Raw genomic sequence first — 15745 nt, forward strand, 5'->3', positions numbered from 1 at the left:
CCTTCCCATCAGCCGTGGGCAAGGAAGAGCGGCACGGGACTCTTGCCCAAGAGTGTGCGGGTCACGCCGCCAAATAGCGCTTTGACGAACCGGCGATGCCCGAACCCACCCATGACGAGATAGTCGCTGTTGCGATACCTGATCTCGGCCATGAGGATATCTCCGGTCGACCGGCCATTCAGTTTTTCGAGCCGAATGAGCGCATGGACGCCATGGCGCGAAAGATAGGCGGCTGCTTCCCGGGCGCGCGTCAGGTCAAGCGCCGTCTGCAAACGGGCTTCCTGGCCTACATCCACCGCCGGCAAAAGGGGGAGCCGGCGATAGCGGGAGGGGGGACTCTCGGAATTCGCTTAATCGAACTCATATGCCCTTTCACCATGAAGGCTAAGATCGAGACCGTCATGTTCCTGCTCGGCATTCACCCGCGTCGGTAGCAGCAGAGCCGCCGCACGCGCCGCAATCAGGGTCATTACCACCGACCAGATCGCCACGATCAGGACAGCTGCTGCCTGCACGAGCAACTGAGTTGTAATGCTCAGACCAGTGGCCATCCCGGTTCCGCCAAGCGCGTTGCTGGCGAAGATCGCCACCAGGATTGAGCCCAACATTCCGCCGACGCCATGTACGGCGAACACGTCAAGGCTATCGTCAACCTTCCAGCGATGCTTCACTGTCAGCACTGCCGCAAAGCAGACGAGCGAACCCAAAATCCCGATGATGACCGCGCCAGTGGGTGAAACATATCCGGCGGCGGGCGTGATCGTCGCAAGGCCCGCGACCGCCCCCGTCACGACACCGATCGAGGTCGGCTTGCCAATCTTCAGATGCTCGGCTGCCGCCCAGGTGAGTGCCGCCGAGCAAGCTGCCAGATGCGTTGCGATGATTGCGGCGCCAGCGGACTGGTCGGCGACGAGAGCCGATCCGCCATTGAACCCGAACCAGCCTACCCACAGCATACCCGCGCCGATCATCGTCATTGCCGGACTGTGCGGTGGGATCATCGCGTGCGGGAAGCCCTTTCTCGGCCCGATCAGGATTGCCAGCGCAAGCGCCGCCATGCCCGCAGTGGTGTGGACCACGATACCACCTGCAAAATCACGAGCGCCGCGTTGTGCCAGCCAGCCGCCATCCCACAGCCAGTGGGCGACCGGGGCATAGACCAGCACAAGCCAGAGTCCCGAAAAAAGCATCAGCCAGCCGAATCGGACCCGCTCCGGGAATGCGCCTACGATGAGCGCCGGCGTGATGATCGCGAACGTCATCTGATAGAGCGCGAAAACATTCTCCGGCATGGTCAGACCCCGGCGGACGGCGCTGAGGCCGTTCAGCCCGATTGCGGACAGATCGCCGATGAACGGGTTATCGCCCCGGAAAACGAGACTGTAGACCAGAAGGAACCAAAGGATCGAGGCCAGCGCCGCAAGCGCGAAGCAGTGCATCAGCACTGAAAGGAAATTCTTGGCGCGAACCAGCCCACCATAGAAAAGTGCCAATCCCGGCAATGTCATGAACAGGACAAGCGCTGCGCCGACGATCAGCAGCAGCGTGTCGGCCTTGTCGATACCGCCGACGGCAGGAGCTGCCTGGGCCATGCTCGCGCAGGAGGCTGCGCAACAAATTACGCCAAGGCGATATATACCCCGCAACATAAGAACTCTTTCCTGCCACCCAACATCTCGTTCGTGCGCCAGCTAGCGTCCTGGCCCGCGGCGCGCAACGGGTAACATCCTTCGGGGTGCGGAAAAGGTGCCTTCTTCGACACAGGATATTCAGCTTCAGCGCTGCCATTCATACCAGCAAGGTGAGCGGCCCAACGGCTGGATTTGCATCACGGGCAAGGGGCCGGCGGCGATTTCAGGAACAGATGTCACCGCGACCGCCGCCTTATGGCGATCAGAATTTGACGCTCATCATCGATCCCACGCTATAGTCCGGCGTGCTTTTACTAAGGCCGCCCGAACCATCGCCGACACATCCGCGCCAATGCCCTTGGTTGTCGCGTCTTTCTGCGCCTTGGCCATAGCCGAAACATCGGTGCACAGCCCCTGCTGGGCTTTGTCGGGCTATTGCTCGTCTGCGCCTTGGCGGCCTCGCCAGCGCAAGGGCGCTCACGGCAAAGATCGCTTTCCTCTCATCATAGACTCCCATCAAGTGACACACATGTCATGCGGCCCCAAGGAATATGAAACGTCTGACCGGGGCCCTTCTTCCCGCCTGCCGTTGAAAATCTCCAACGGTAGGGCGAAGGGCAGACTCAGCGTGAAGTCATAGGGGCCAAGCCGATGATTCCGCTGCCCAGCCCCGATTTGCCTTTTTTCGGTTTCCAGGCCGCCCCGGCCAGCTTCTGCACCGCTTGCCGGGCGCCGCGCGGATCGGGCGCCGACAGCAGTTCGGCCAGATGATGCGCGATGACCGGCGAAGCGAAGGAGGTGCCCCGCATTTCCACTGTCCGACCCGATATGCCCCGAACGGCAGTGACCGCCGGACCGGCAAAGTCGACCCTGGATACCTGACTGGCCTCCGGCAGCAGTTGCCCCTTTGTGTCGACGCCTGTCACGGCGATCACGCCCTTCAGCGATGCCGGATAGAGCAATCGCGCCGACGGACCATCATTACCCACAGGCGCGACAATCAGGGTGCCGCGCTTCACGAGCACGGCAATGGCGGCCGCAACCACGCCGTTATATGGCCCGACCATGCTGATGTTGACGACCGGGACCTGCTGTCGTGCCATCCAGCCCAGCGCCCTTACCATCAACTCGGCTGTTCCTCCGCGGCGCCCGCTGCCGAAGATATCCGCCGCAAACAGCGTTCCGGACGGGCCATTGGCCTGATCGTCCAGCGCGGGACGAGCGATGATGCTGGCGACCGCCGTACCATGGTCATGCGGCACGATGCCGCCCGGTGCAAAGCCCTGCTGCACCATATGAATGCGCGCGCCGGTCGATGGTAGCGGGGTTGATCCGGTGTCGATCATGCCGACCCGCCAGCCAGCCGCACGGCCGGGGTTGGCATCCGGCGCACCCGACCCGCCCATGGGCCAGGCGGCGCCGGACATGGAGAAGACATGATCGGCCTCGACCATGGAGTCGGGAGCGATATCACGCAGCCTGTCGATCATCTTCGTCAACGGCCAACCGGAGCGGGACAGGACGGCCATGGGCAGATCCAGCCCGTCCACCACATCCCGGCTCACGACGGAAAACCCGGTTTTTTGCGCCGCCGCCAATGCCTTGTCCGACAGTCCGATCACCAGAACTTCGCCGCGAATGGCGAGCGCTCCGTTGCGGTCCAGTTCATAATCATCGGGATATTGGCGGGCGAGCGCCTCTGCCTTGTCCCGCTGGACATGCGACAGACGCTCGGACTGCGCCTGCTCCGCGCGCGCAAGCCCGTTGGCGCCGGGATCGGCCGGCCGGCCGACTCCATCCGGGCGGCCGCGATCTTCGATGGACGGAATGTGCGACATCGGCAATTCGCGCGATGGACCGCCCCGCATCTGGGCGGATGCCATCATGATCGGGAACATCGCTCCACCGGCGGCCATGGTCCCCGCCAAGGCCAGCGCGAAAATTTTTTTTGCTTTCATACACCCTCTCGGGATTAAACGTCTCACCCCGGACGTTTCATCCATAGGGAAGCTTAATTTGTCCGATCTGCGTAGCCAACTGATTGCGGTGCTGCCCCGCCTGCATCGCTTGGCGGGCGTGATCGTGCGCAACGGTCAGGACGGCGACGACCTGTTTCAGAAGACCGTCGCGCGGATGCTGGAGCGGGAAACCGGTTGGGAACCGGGGACTCGTCTCGATTTATGGGCGGCGCGGATCATGAAGAATATCTGGCTGGATGAACTGCGCATGCGGACGCGCTGGGCGCGGCTGGTCGAATCGATGCCTGACGCGGATCTGCTGTCCGATGGCGGTGATGTCGCGAGCGACCTTGAACGCGCTGCCGAAGACCGTCGGGTGCGTAATCTGGTGGAAGCGCTGCCGGAAGAACAGCGGCTGGCCGTCAAGCTCGTCGTCCTCAACGAACTTTCCTACTCTGAAGCCGCTGCAATCCTTGAAATACCGGAAGGCACATTGACAAGCCGTCTCGTAAGGGGGCGCTCCGCCTTGTCACGCCTGATCGCTGAAGGCCGACCATGACCGATCAAATTGAACAAGACATAGTGGCTTATCTGGACGGCGAAATGCCGGCCGCGGCGCGGCAGGCCTTGGAGGCGCGGATACAGGCAGACCCGGTACTGGAGGCAGCGGTCGCCGACCATCGGCAGCTTTTGAGCCAATTGCAGCGAGCCTATCCGGCTGGTCCCGACAAAAGCTTTGACGATCAGGAACTTGCCGCTCTGGACTTGCTGGACTCCTCCCCTGTGATCGACCTGAGCCACGCACGCGCCGCGAAAACGGGGCAAAGAGGTTGGAGAGCGATTGCATGGGTCGCGATGGCGGCATCGCTGGTGGGCGGCATTGCGGTCGGGCGTCTGGCCTTCCGCGAACAGGGCTTCGTCACGCAACGGAACGACGAGTTGCTGGCCTCCGCCGAACTGGACAGAGCGCTTGATGCCATGCCCGATGGTGGCAAGGGTGCCGTTCGTATCGGGTTGAGCTTTCGCGGTGAGGCGGGGCTGTGCCGGACCTTCCGGCTGGACAACGGCTATGCGGGGATCGGTTGTAGGTCCGACGATCGCTGGCAGGTTCCCGTGCTGGTCCGGTCTTCAGCCTCTTCGCCTTCTTCCCCGGACTTTGAGCTGGCTGGCGGTGATTTCCCGCCAGCGGTCATGCAGGAGGTCGATGCCCGCATCGCCGGCTCTCCGCTGACCCCCGTTCAGGTTGATGAGGCGCGCCGAAGGAACTGGCGTTGAGCTGTGGCTGACATCCGGTTAGTCACACCGCAGGTGGGGTGTTCACACTGATGACCGATCGTCTCGACAATCTCGAAGACTAGAGCGGTTTGCGATCTGATCGAATCAGATCGACCGATCTATTGCTTTGTTTCGCCGCGATTTCTTAACCGCCAGATGATGCCATCTGACTGGAAATCGCTCTGGCTTTGCAGGCGAGGATCAGGCGATATCACCATGATGTGAAAGCTGCCTGGCTCCATGGTTCGGCGTTTGCTGCCCAGAGCTGGCATGAACCTTAGCCGTTTGCTCCGTTGCGACGGAACAGGGTGAGCGGCCGCCGTCCAAGGGGAAAGTCGCCCACGGCATGATAATCGCGATCAACGGCCCGATAGATCTTGGCCCGAATCGGCAGGCTTTCGCCATTTTTTAGCGGCATCGTCACGATCCATTCCGGGCGGGAGGCAAGGATGCGATCCACTTCCTTTGCTGTGTCAACGCCAACCGCTTGCGCTTCGGTGATCCGCATGAGGTGATCGGGAAAGGCCCAGGGTGAAGCCGGTGGCCGGCCGGTCAGCAGATAGAGCGCTGGCGGACCGGAATAGACATAAAGTCGGCCTGATCCCTTGCCGATGGTGTCGACAATGGGTTGCAGCGTGCGGCCGGTTCCGAAACGTCGGTCATTCTGGTAAATGACGAACTGCCCCCCGATGGCGAGCAGGATCAGGAAGGAGGCGCCGATGCGCCTGTACGATCCCAGAAAACGGGCTGAGCAACAGGCTGCGGGAAGCATGACGGGAAGGCCATAATGCTCGAAATACGTCCCGAACAGAACGACCGCCATAACCGCGACGATCAGCCAGAGCCGGAGGAAAAGGGCGGTTCGTACCTGCCGATCGGCGGATGCTGACGATGTGTCGCGCGGGACTGGCCAGAACGCCAGAGCGATGCCCGGCGCGAGGATCAGCGTGAGTATGATCGCATTGTGGCCAAGATCTGGCACGGACCCGCTGCGATGGAAGATCGACACGAAATTGGCGAAGAAAAACTCGGGAAAATGGCCGATGGCCAGATAATAGAGCCCGGCGGCGATGGTGGGAGCCAGAGCAATGCCGATCAGCGACAGGCCAAGGCCAATGACGGGTTTCAGCCGGCGATGGGCGCGCCATTCCTCGTAACAAAGCCACAGGCCAAACAGCATGCCTTCGAACAGGACATTATATTTGATCTGGATTGCGACGCCGACCAGCGCCATGGCGCCCAGCCCGGCGTTCCGCCGTTGCCGGTTGCCGGGACTGGCCCGGATGGTGCGCAGGATCGCCAGTACCGCGCCTGCCATCAGCAGATTGTAGAAGACCGGCGATTGGCCGCCTTGCCCGTCGGCCACATTCAACCAGAGGATGTAGAATATCGCCGCTGCCGTGGCGCCGCTGGTCCAGCCAGCCTGCCGCGCGATCTGGCGGATCGCCAGCGCGGTTCCGATGACGAAAGCGGTCGCCATCGCCTGATAGGCTATAATGGCGGCTTGCGCAGGGAGCAGGGCGGCCGGCCAATAGAGCAGGAACAGGCCGATCGGCTTGCGATCCCAGATATCGACATAAAGATGCTGGCCTTGGACCATGGCGCGCGCGACGAGCAGATAGAATTGCTCGTCGACCTGGATCAGCGGATTGCCGCAAGAGGCTATCCGCGCCGCAATTGCCACGCAGCCAAGCAGCAGCAGCAGTGGCGACAGCCGTGCCAGCGAGGATGGAAAAGACGACCGCCCGTGCGAAAGGGGCAGCGTCGGGTTTATTTGTCCCGCCATGTCAGCCAGCGGGATGCCAGAAAATTCCATGCCGCTCCGACGACCGCCCCCGCTATCCCGGCGAGCCACCAGTTTGGCCGTTCGGCGAAGGCCAGCATTCCGACTCCCACATTGGCCAGCGCCCCCAGGCCGCATATGGCGTAGAAGGACGCCATGCCCTGTATCATGCGCCATCCCTTGAGGCGCCGGTCACGATAGGTGATGGCGTTGTTCAGCAGGAAATTGAAACCGATGGCTACGCCGACCGCCAGAGTCTGCGCCGCGCCGAACGGCAGTTTCAGTATCGACAATCCAGCCGACAGGGTGGCCAGATGCACCGCCAGCCCCAACAGGCCGACCAGCCCGAACAGAAGCAGGCGCGGCGGCAACAACCGCTCCAGCCGCTTGTTGACGACCATCAGCAGAAAATCGAACAGCACCCGGAAGCCGAGCTTACTCTCGCCCGCATTCCGGTTGCGGAAATGATAGGGCAGTTCGATCACGCGGGTGCCGCGATCGCTCGACAGCAATATGTCCAGCAGCACCTTGAACCCAAGCTGCGACAGCCGCGGCACCATCTGTTCCAGATGACGACGCCGGAACGCGAAAAAGCCGCTCATCGGATCGCTGATCGGGATATCGAGCAGCTGGTTGGCGATGCCGGTCGCAAAGCGGCTGGCGCGCTGCCGATCGATATTCCAGTCTCCGGTGGATCCATTGGCGCAATAGCGTGAGCCGATGACGATATCGGCCTGATCGGACAGCAGGGCGTGCACCATGTCGGGCAGCAGCCGTTCGTCATGCTGCATGTCTGCGTCCATCACCACGATCATGGGTGCGAACGTTGACAGGGCGCCTTCGATCACGGCTGACGACAGGCCCTTGCGCCCATAGCGCGACAGGACGCGGATCGTGGGTCCGGTATCGGCCCGGGCCTCCGCCTCGCGGGCGATGGTTTCGCGGGTTCCATCGCTGGACCAGTCGTCGACAAAAATCAGTTCATAGTCGAATTGCGCCAACGTGCGGTCCAGTGCCGCGATGATGACCGGTATGTTGGGGGCCTCGTTCAGCGTGGGGATGACCACGGCGAATTCCGGTCGGGCGACAGGATCGGGCAGAAATTTTCTGGCTAGCGACCTGTCAATGAACGAAGCGGCAGAAGGCATCGTTGCTCCTGGAACGAAGAGGATGGTTCGTGCCCGCTGTGACGCCGCCAAGGCATAGGTCCCGTCACGCCGGCTGTGGAAATATTGGCACGGAAGGGTAGTCGTCCGACGACTGCATCCATGCGGTCATCCCGCATCCTGCCACCTGATATTGGCGGTAAATCTCGCCTTCCGTGGGTTACGGCGAAAACCCCCGCCGTCTGACTGTCCTGGAGCGGCGGCAACGGCGCTGCCTCACCTGACTGAAGAGTAGGCCCTGCCGCGGCAGGGCCGCCGCCCTTGCCGGATATTTTTCAGACGAGACCCAGATTGGCCGCCGGCACTGCGGGAAACACAGTTTGCAACCGGTTGGGCGACAGCGCGAATTGCCGTGCGACAATGCCGCCGATCAGCGCGCGATAATCGGTCAGCACGGGTAGATCGCGCGCCTGGTTCAGCATGTCGGGCGCCAGCCTGACCTGTGGTCCGGCGACGCGTCCGCCCTGCACATTGCCGCCCAGCACCCAATAGACGCTGCCATGTCCATGGTCGGTGCCCCGGTTACCATTTTCCCGGAAGGTGCGGCCGAATTCGGAAATCACCACGACAGTCGTGCTGCGCCAGGCTTCTGGTCCGATCTCATCGGCAAAACCCGCCAGAGCGCGACCCAACTCGCCGATCCGGTTCGCGAGATAGCCCTGAGCGCCACCTTGATTGACATGGGTGTCCCAGCCGCCGACATCGACAAAGGCGAGGTTGAACTGGTCGCGCATCAGATGGCCGATGCGCCGCGCGGAGAGCTCGAAGCCCTTGGGTGTCACCGCGCCCCGGCTGGCCTGCGTCATTTCATCCTGAATGGATTTGAACACGGTTTCGCGCACCGCGAAACCTTCCGTCACCGCCTTTTCCAGATCAACGCCGCCGATGCGTTGGCCCTTGTACATGGCGGTGATGAGGCCGGTTTCCTGCGGGTCGAGCGGCGGCTTGCCGCTGGCGTTGGAGAGCGCGATGTTCGGCACCACCGGACCGCCACGGAAGCATAGCGGCAATTGCTGGGTAAAGGCGATGGGCGCGTCATGGCCCAGCGCGGCTGCCAGGCGGCCCATGAAGCCTGACCCATAGTCGCGATGCCCGCCAATGGGCTGGCCCAGTTCGATGCTGTCCTGCGTTTCGAAATGGCTGCGGCTCATGTCGTCGGTTCCCGCAAAAGGTATGAAGGCGACCTGCCTTGCCCTCCAGAGCGGCAGGATACTGTCCTTGAGCGCTGGATGCAGGCTCCAGTCGGCATCGAGAGGGATGGGCGCATCCGGATTGGCCGGGTCCGGCTTGCCAAGGCCGATATTGGGGCGGGACTGATGATAGAAATCGCTGGAGGTCGGAGCGACGATGTTGATGGCGTCGTAAGCGCCCCGCAGGAACACTAGCAGCAGCCGGTTGCCCGCCGCCGCGGGGGCGGCAAAGGCGCGCCCGGCGAGTAGCAACGGAGCCGCCACGGCGGCGGATTTCAACATCTGTCGGCGGTCGATGGGGTGCATGACTATGCCCTTTTCAGCGGCGCATGAAATCGGGGGAGGCGAGGAACAGCATGTTCCATTGCTGCGGGCTGTTCGCCTGATCGAGTACCGTGCGCGTGGCGGGGGACAGCGTCTGGGCCAGTCCGTCATAATAGAGCGCATTCTGCAATTGAGGGAAGGCGGGCCGGTCGGCCGTCCCCGGACCGCGCGGGCGGAACAGCCCCGCCGCGCCGTTGCCGATGGTGCGGGCGATCTCGAAGCGCGTTTCCATCTGGCCCGGCCCGGTCCAGGCGCTGGCACTCATCGGATAGCCGTCGGGCGTTTCGTGATTATAGAGGCCTTCGCCCATGCGGTTGAGCCAGTTGATCATCGGATCGGCGTTCAGGATCACGCGCCCGTCATAGGCATAGCGCACGGCGGAAATCACATAGTGGACCGGATCCTTGAAGGTCTGGCCCAGCGAAGCCCGATATTCGTGCGACTGGAACAGCGTGCGCAGCACGGTGGAGATGTCGCCGTCGCTGCTGCGCCAGGCCGTGGCCATGCGGTCCACCAGCGGTGGTGGCGGATTATCTCCCATGAAATAGATGGCGATCTGGCTGGAGACATGGTGGGCGGTCGCGGGGGAGGCGGCGATCAGGTCCAGCGCCTGTTCCACCTCATGAAAGCCGCTGCCTTCGATAGCGTGGCCCAGAAACTGCTTCGGGCCGAAATCATGGCGGTTCGGATTGAATTCGAACAGTCCTTCGCGAATGAGCAATGGTTGCAGGACGGGTTTCAGCCGTGGCGGATCGGGGTTGAGGCTGACACCCACGCCGGTCAGGATACGCGCCAGTTCCTGCACATCCTTCTGCGTATAGCCTGAACCTACGCCCATGGAGTGCAACTCCATGATCTCCCGCGCATAATTTTCGTTGATGTGGCCCACAGCATTCTGGTCATTATCGAGATAGCGCAGCATCGCCGGGTGCCGCAGCGTCGTTTCCAGCAGGTCACGGAACCGGCCGAGCGCATGGGAGCGGATATGGTCCTCATAATCGCCGACCATGGCGCGGATGTCGCGCTTGCTGGCATGAACGTTGAAATGGTTGAACCAGAACCATGTCATCTGCTCACGAAGCTGGGCGGGCGAATAGAGATCGCGCAGGATGGACCGGGTCGCAGATTCGTGGGCAAGGTCGTTCATCGCCTGCTGCCAGGCCTGTCGCGCTGCCTGTTTCTGGGTCGGATCGGTCAGGGCGTTAGCGGCTTTTTGCTGCGCGTTCATCTCGATGGCCAACTGCGTCAGCGGCTCGCGAGTGATGCGCATGGCCGCCATCTGTTCGGCAGCGGCGGCAGGCAGCATCCGGTCCGCCTCGGCAGCGGATGGTTCCTCGTCCGGGTGGCTGGCGTCGAGCGACGCCATGTTGATCCCCCAGCTGGCCCGGTTCGCAGCCGCGATCTGTTCCTGGTCGATCTCCGGCCTGGCGACATCGCTGCCGTTGGCGCTGGCGACGGTGCCCCCAAGGATCAGGGGGACGAGCATCAGGCTACAGTATCTTGCGCTGATATGCCGCATGCCGAACCTCAATGGATGCTGAAGGACGCAGGATAATCCGATCGAAATTACCCGTTAGTGAACGGCTATCGCCTGCACCTTACAATTTGGAGACGGGCTTGACATCGAAAGTGCGCGGGCGCAATCGGCCGCTCCCAGGCGATTTCATCCATCGATTGCGGTTTGATCCATTTGAAGCTCCGGTCTTTTGTTTCTCCTTGGGTCAATTTATAAATCGGTACTGCCTGACGGTGTGATGAGGGTTGTGGCCGATGCGCATATTACTCGTCGAGGATGACGATGCCCTCGCTGCGGCCTTGATCGATCATTTCAGCCTGCGCGGCTTCGCACTGGAACGCGCGGGGAGCCTCGAGGATGCCGCATTGATGCTGGCTACTAGCCGGTATGCGGCGTTGATACTTGATCGCGGTTTGCCCGATGGCGATGGCATCGAGCTGTTGCAATCGCTCCGCGCGCAGCGAGATACGCTGTCCGTGATCGTCCTTACTGCCCGGGGTGAGATTGCTTCGCGCATCGCCGGCCTAGATGCGGGCGCCGATGATTATCTCGCCAAGCCCTTCTCACCGGACGAACTGGCCGCGCGGCTTCGGGCGGTGCTGCGCCGCAACGGCGCCTATCAAGAGCGTGAGATTATTTGCGCCAATCTTGTCTTCGATATCGAGAATCTGGTCCTCAGAATTGATGGTGGGATCGTCATTCTGTCGCAACGCGAAACATGTTTGCTCCGCCTCCTGTTACGCCGGGTGGGGCTGGTGGTGACGAAACGCCTTGCCGAAGATCAGCTGTTAAGCGCCGGCGAGCCGCTCGGATCGAACGCCATCGAAGTTTATATCCACCGTCTGCGGCACAAGCTGGAAGCTGCGGGCAGTCGCGCGGAAATCGTTACGCTGCGTGGTTTGGGCTATGTGCTGCGGCCCTGCTCATGATCTGTGAACAGTTCGAAAGGTCGCCGGCTCACTGCTCACACGCATCCTGCTGGTCGGAATGCTGACCATCCTCGCGGTCTGCCTGCTGTTGCCGCTGCTTGCCCGGTCCGTGTTGCAGAACAGCTTGGCCGCCGTCGAGCGGGAAATGCTGCGTGGGCAGTTCCACTTGAGTTTGCCGAAATGGCGATCGGGGTTATTGCCGAGTTGACGCCGAACGAAATGATGTTCGATTATGGCCTGTAAATCGGGCAGATCAGCATTGGCTATAGGCTTGATCTGTTTGGTGGCAGTTGGGAGCAGGCAGAGTCAGAACGACTTACAGACCCCGACACCCCGTTTCCGGCTCTGTGTGGCTGTTGGGCGAATAATGTTGACGCCAGAATGGAATGAAATTGATTTCCGGCAATGAGGCTGTTTCTCTATAATGAGAGATATATTTCTAAAAATATACCTATCTTCTTTCGAGATTAATATTACAATTTGTAAGGATAATCGAAAGAGATTTTCGTGAAAATTGGCAGTTATAGTTGACACTATGCACAGGGCACTGGCAAAATTAGTCATGGATTTTGGCGTTGAAATTTGAGTCAGAATATGAGTCGTCCCGTTGGAGGTGGGCGGTTTAATGGGAGTTTCTTGCCATCTCCCTCAAGGTGGGGCGAGTTTCGAGGCAAAACGATCTGCTTCCATAGCCTTCAGTTCGACCGTTCATTTGACTGTTCTAATCTCGTGCAAGAAAATCTTCTTGTGCGATCAGATTTTTATAATTCGATAATTATCATATTGCTGAATTGTACTATAATAACGGCCGGACCGATCATTTCTCATATTTTATAAAATCAATTCGTGGTCGCAAATTTATGAAATGGAGATTGATGTATATAAGTCTGGGGAAGTGCCATGTATCTTGGACACAGCATTACATTGGATGGCTCTCTTAACGACTGGCTCAGCACCGACAGGGTGGATGATAACAGTGTTCCAGGCTATCAGGTCTATTCGACAGTCAATAATGGCGATTTCGTCTTCGCCTTGAGCGCCCCTGTGGCGATCGGCACGGGAACGACCATCTGGCTGAACACCGACGGGAAGGCGGCAACCGGCTATCAGGTCTTCGGATCCACGATCGGCGCGGAATATAGTATCGCCGTCGACGCCAGTGGCCAACTCAGCCTTTATCAATATGTAGCGGGGAGTACGACACCGACCCTGGTCCAGGCCAATCTGCAGGAGGCCTGGTCGGCAGACAAGACGACAGTGGAATTTCGCCTGCCTGCCTCGCTCGTCGGCAGTCCTCAGGTGATGTACACTGCCTATGATTTCAACAATCAGGCTTATCTGCCGACCAATTATTTTTCCGGGCAGGAATTCGCCGTTTTCAACCAGAGCACGGCTCCATCCACCCCGAACGAGCGTATCGGTATCGTCTATTCGGCGACGACCGCTGCCAATTACTTCAGCACGACCGCTTATTCCCAGCTCTTCATGTCGGCGCAGGAGCAGGCACAACAGGCGGGGGTCGCTTATGACATATTGACGGAATCCGACCTCACCAACCTCAGCAAACTGTCTCAGTACAAGGCGCTGGTCTTTCCGGATTTCCGCAATGTGCAGGCGTCCCAGGTGGAGGCGATCTCTCACACCTTGCAAGAGGCCAGCAAGCTGTTCGGCGTCAGCCTGATCGCCTCGAGCGAGTTCATGACGGACGACGCCAATAATAATCCATTGCCGGGCGATCCCTATCTCCAGATGAAGACGCTGTTCGATGCCACGCGCGTGACCGGCGGCACCGGCAATGTGACGATCACGGCGACGGACCCCACTCAGACTGTCCTTACAGGTTATACCAACGGGCAGGTGGTCAACAATTACACCAATGTCGGCTGGAACGCTTTTGCGAGTGTCAGTGGCACCGGACAGCAGATCGCCACCGAAACCATTAATGGCACGACCAGCTATGCTGCTGCACTGGCGACGCAGACCGGTGCGCGCAACGTCCTCTTTTCCAGCGATGGCGTCATGGCGGACGCCAATATGCTGCAAAAGGCGATCGATTATGCCGTTAACGGCACCGGCATGTCTGTCGGCCTGCACCTGTCGCGCGATACGGGTATCGTCGCCGCCCGCGTCGACATGGACCAGAGCCAGGAAACCAGCGATGTCAGCCCCGGCAATGGTCAGCCCGGCATTTACGACAAGCTGCTGCCGATCCTGACCCAGTGGAAGAACCAATATGATTTCGTCGGCAGCTTCTTCGTCAATATCGGCAATAACCCGCCCGACCAGACAACCAATTGGAAAGTGTCCCTACCCTATTATCAGGCGATTACTGCGCTTGGCAGTGAGATCGGCAATCATAGCTATACCCATCCTGAAAACACCAACACGCTGACGGCTGCCCAGCTTCAGTTCGAATTCGGTCAAAGCACAACATTGCTGAATCAGGAACTCGCGACCGTCGGCGTTCCTCCGATTCAGGGCATTGCGGTTCCGGGTATGCCGGAAACATTGGCCACGTCCGAAGCCATCATGCAATATGCCGCCACCTATCTGACGGGCGGCTATGCAGGGCAGGGGGCGGGCTATCCCAATGCGTTCGGCTATCTGACGCCGAGCGACCAGAGCAAAATCTACTTTGCCCCCAATACCGTCTTCGATTTCACGCTGATCGAATTCCAGCACTTGACGGTCGCTCAGGCGGAGGCCGAATGGGCGGCGGAATATAACAAGATCATCGCCAATGCGGATACGCCGGTGATCGTATGGCCTTTCCACGACTATGGCGCGGCGGCATGGGATACGAGCGGCACGGGCGCGGCCAGCCCCTATACGACCGACATGTACACGCAATGGATTGCGCGGGCCGCAGCGGATAACATGGAATTCGTCGCGATGGACGATCTGGCCCATCGGATGGAGGCATTGAACGCGGCGAATGTGACGCAAACGGTCAACGGCAACGTCATCACCGCCACCGTCACCGGCAGCAATCTGGGCAATCTTTCGCTCGATGTCGACCGGCAGGGATCGCTGGTGATCCAGAATGTGAGCGGCTGGTATGCCTATGACAACAGCAAGGTTTTCATGCCCCAGAATGGCGGAAAATTCACTATCACCATGGGTGTCGCGCCCGACGATGTGACCCATATCACTCAATTGCCGATGCGGTCTGTGTTGATGAGCCTGACGGGCGATGGCCATAATCTCAGCTTTTCCGTGCAGGGCTCTGGGGATGTTGTGGTCGATATCGCCACGCCTGGAACCGACAAGGTTGTTGTGTCCGGCGCAAAGGTCATCAGTCAGGTCGGTGATGTCTGGACTCTGGATCTTGGCGCCGACGGGCTGCACAATGTGGGGGTGCATTATCAACATCAGCATGGGGCGCATAGCGGGGCTGCGTCGAATTTGATTACCGCCAGCGGCAGCGGCGAAATTCTGACGGGTACTGCCGGGGCAGATACGTTCATCTTCAACTCAGTAAGCGACAGCACGCCCCTTGCGATGGACACGATCACCAATTTCCAGGACGGCACCGACAAGATCGATCTGTCCGCTATCGATGCCAATTCGACATTGCCCGGAACTCAGGCGTTCACTTTCATCGGCGGAGCAAGTTTTAGCGCCGCTGGACAACTGCATGTCTATAATGACGGTACCAATACGTTCGTCGAGGGTAATACGGACGGCAATCCGCTGACAACGGAATTTCGCATCGAACTGCTGGGTATTCACGCGCTGACAACGCATGATTTTGTGCTTTAGCGGCGGGCGTGCTCTGCGGTGCGCTCGCTTGTTAACCAACCGGGCATCTTCAAGCCTCAGGCGATCCGGCGACCGCCCGAAATAGCGACTGAACTTGGTCACTGCGTGCGAATGGTAGCTCCCGGTAGGCTGGCCCATCCGCAGCTTACAGCTTGACGGGCCTCAACGAGATACAGGGGGCAGGTTGCGCAAGCTCATGTCGTCGATCATG

The 15745-nt window shown here is 60.2% G+C and carries 12 protein-coding genes; 4 read left to right on the forward strand and 8 right to left on the reverse strand.

Annotated features, from left to right (window positions below):
• Positions 1–8: 8 nt before the first annotated feature.
• The 3 genes from HUK73_RS23240 to HUK73_RS23250 form a co-directional block, all read right to left on the reverse strand.
• Positions 9–272, reverse strand: a complete 264-nt coding sequence (locus HUK73_RS23240; protein ID WP_255326512.1) for a universal stress protein — start codon at positions 270–272, stop codon at positions 9–11.
• Between the two features lie 78 nt (positions 273–350).
• Complete coding sequence (locus tag HUK73_RS23245; RefSeq protein ID WP_176594148.1) at positions 351–1592, reverse strand: ammonium transporter; 1242 nt, start codon at positions 1590–1592, stop codon at positions 351–353.
• Between the two features lie 662 nt (positions 1593–2254).
• Complete coding sequence (locus tag HUK73_RS23250; RefSeq protein ID WP_176594149.1) at positions 2255–3517, reverse strand: S8 family serine peptidase; 1263 nt, start codon at positions 3515–3517, stop codon at positions 2255–2257.
• Between HUK73_RS23250 and HUK73_RS23255 the strand changes: the two genes are divergently transcribed.
• Together HUK73_RS23255 and HUK73_RS23260 are read left to right on the forward strand one after the other, a co-directional pair.
• Positions 3516–4148: an RNA polymerase sigma factor gene (locus HUK73_RS23255; protein WP_176594150.1), complete on the forward strand. Its 633-nt coding sequence runs from the start codon at positions 3516–3518 to the stop codon at positions 4146–4148. The two genes, HUK73_RS23250 and HUK73_RS23255, sit on opposite strands and share 2 nt — an antisense overlap.
• Positions 4145–4864 (forward strand): anti-sigma factor, encoded by a 720-nt coding sequence (locus tag HUK73_RS23260; protein WP_176594151.1) that lies wholly within the window; start codon positions 4145–4147, stop codon positions 4862–4864. Before HUK73_RS23255 ends, HUK73_RS23260 begins: the two co-directional genes overlap by 4 nt.
• A gap of 277 nt (positions 4865–5141) precedes the next feature.
• Here HUK73_RS23260 and HUK73_RS23265 read toward each other — a convergent pair whose 3' ends face one another.
• The 4 genes from HUK73_RS23265 to HUK73_RS23280 form a co-directional block, all read right to left on the reverse strand.
• Positions 5142–6680 (reverse strand): glycosyltransferase family 39 protein, encoded by a 1539-nt coding sequence (locus HUK73_RS23265; RefSeq protein ID WP_176594152.1) that lies wholly within the window; start codon positions 6678–6680, stop codon positions 5142–5144.
• On the reverse strand, positions 6635–7795 hold the full coding sequence (locus HUK73_RS23270; protein ID WP_176594153.1) for a glycosyltransferase family 2 protein: 1161 nt from the start codon (positions 7793–7795) through the stop codon (positions 6635–6637). The genes HUK73_RS23265 and HUK73_RS23270 overlap by 46 nt, the downstream gene beginning before the upstream one ends.
• A gap of 293 nt (positions 7796–8088) precedes the next feature.
• Positions 8089–9309 (reverse strand): DUF1501 domain-containing protein, encoded by a 1221-nt coding sequence (locus HUK73_RS23275; protein ID WP_218036696.1) that lies wholly within the window; start codon positions 9307–9309, stop codon positions 8089–8091.
• 13 nt (positions 9310–9322) lie between these two features.
• Positions 9323–10813: a DUF1800 domain-containing protein gene (locus HUK73_RS23280; RefSeq protein WP_176594154.1), complete on the reverse strand. Its 1491-nt coding sequence runs from the start codon at positions 10811–10813 to the stop codon at positions 9323–9325.
• A gap of 284 nt (positions 10814–11097) precedes the next feature.
• Here HUK73_RS23280 and HUK73_RS23285 point away from each other — a divergent pair, with 284 nt between their 5' ends.
• Positions 11098–11772 carry a response regulator transcription factor gene (locus tag HUK73_RS23285; protein WP_176594155.1) on the forward strand — a complete coding sequence of 225 codons (675 nt, stop codon included), beginning with the start codon at positions 11098–11100 and terminating at the stop codon, positions 11770–11772.
• Between the two features lie 28 nt (positions 11773–11800).
• Here the strand turns inward: HUK73_RS23285 and HUK73_RS23290 are convergent, their stop codons facing one another.
• Positions 11801–11938: a hypothetical protein gene (locus tag HUK73_RS23290; protein ID WP_176594156.1), complete on the reverse strand. Its 138-nt coding sequence runs from the start codon at positions 11936–11938 to the stop codon at positions 11801–11803.
• Positions 11939–12672: 734 nt separating this feature from the next.
• Between HUK73_RS23290 and HUK73_RS23295 the strand changes: the two genes are divergently transcribed.
• Positions 12673–15534, forward strand: coding sequence for a M10 family metallopeptidase C-terminal domain-containing protein (locus HUK73_RS23295; protein ID WP_176594157.1), 2862 nt, complete (start codon positions 12673–12675; stop codon positions 15532–15534).
• Positions 15535–15745 lie beyond the last annotated feature (211 nt).

The sequence above is a fragment of the Sphingobium sp. EM0848 genome, from assembly GCF_013375555.1.
Lineage (GTDB): Bacteria > Pseudomonadota > Alphaproteobacteria > Sphingomonadales > Sphingomonadaceae > Sphingobium.

Excerpts from the sequence above, each read along its gene's own strand:
- HUK73_RS23260 (WP_176594151.1), top strand. The coding sequence starts at position 4,145 with ATGACCGATCAAATTGAACAAGACATAGTGGCTTATCTGGACGGCGAA.
- HUK73_RS23295 (WP_176594157.1), top strand. The coding sequence starts at position 12,673 with ATGTATCTTGGACACAGCATTACATTGGATGGCTCTCTTAACGACTGG.
- HUK73_RS23255 (WP_176594150.1), top strand. The coding sequence starts at position 3,516 with ATGATCGGGAACATCGCTCCACCGGCGGCCATGGTCCCCGCCAAGGCC.
- HUK73_RS23250 (WP_176594149.1), bottom strand. The coding sequence starts at position 3,517 with ATGATGGCATCCGCCCAGATGCGGGGCGGTCCATCGCGCGAATTGCCG.
- HUK73_RS23270 (WP_176594153.1), bottom strand. The coding sequence starts at position 7,795 with ATGCCTTCTGCCGCTTCGTTCATTGACAGGTCGCTAGCCAGAAAATTT.
- HUK73_RS23280 (WP_176594154.1), bottom strand. The coding sequence starts at position 10,813 with ATGCTCGTCCCCCTGATCCTTGGGGGCACCGTCGCCAGCGCCAACGGC.
- HUK73_RS23285 (WP_176594155.1), top strand. The coding sequence starts at position 11,098 with ATGCGCATATTACTCGTCGAGGATGACGATGCCCTCGCTGCGGCCTTG.
- HUK73_RS23265 (WP_176594152.1), bottom strand. The coding sequence starts at position 6,680 with ATGGAATTTTCTGGCATCCCGCTGGCTGACATGGCGGGACAAATAAAC.
- HUK73_RS23245 (WP_176594148.1), bottom strand. The coding sequence starts at position 1,592 with ATGGCCCAGGCAGCTCCTGCCGTCGGCGGTATCGACAAGGCCGACACG.
- HUK73_RS23275 (WP_218036696.1), bottom strand. The coding sequence starts at position 9,309 with ATGCACCCCATCGACCGCCGACAGATGTTGAAATCCGCCGCCGTGGCG.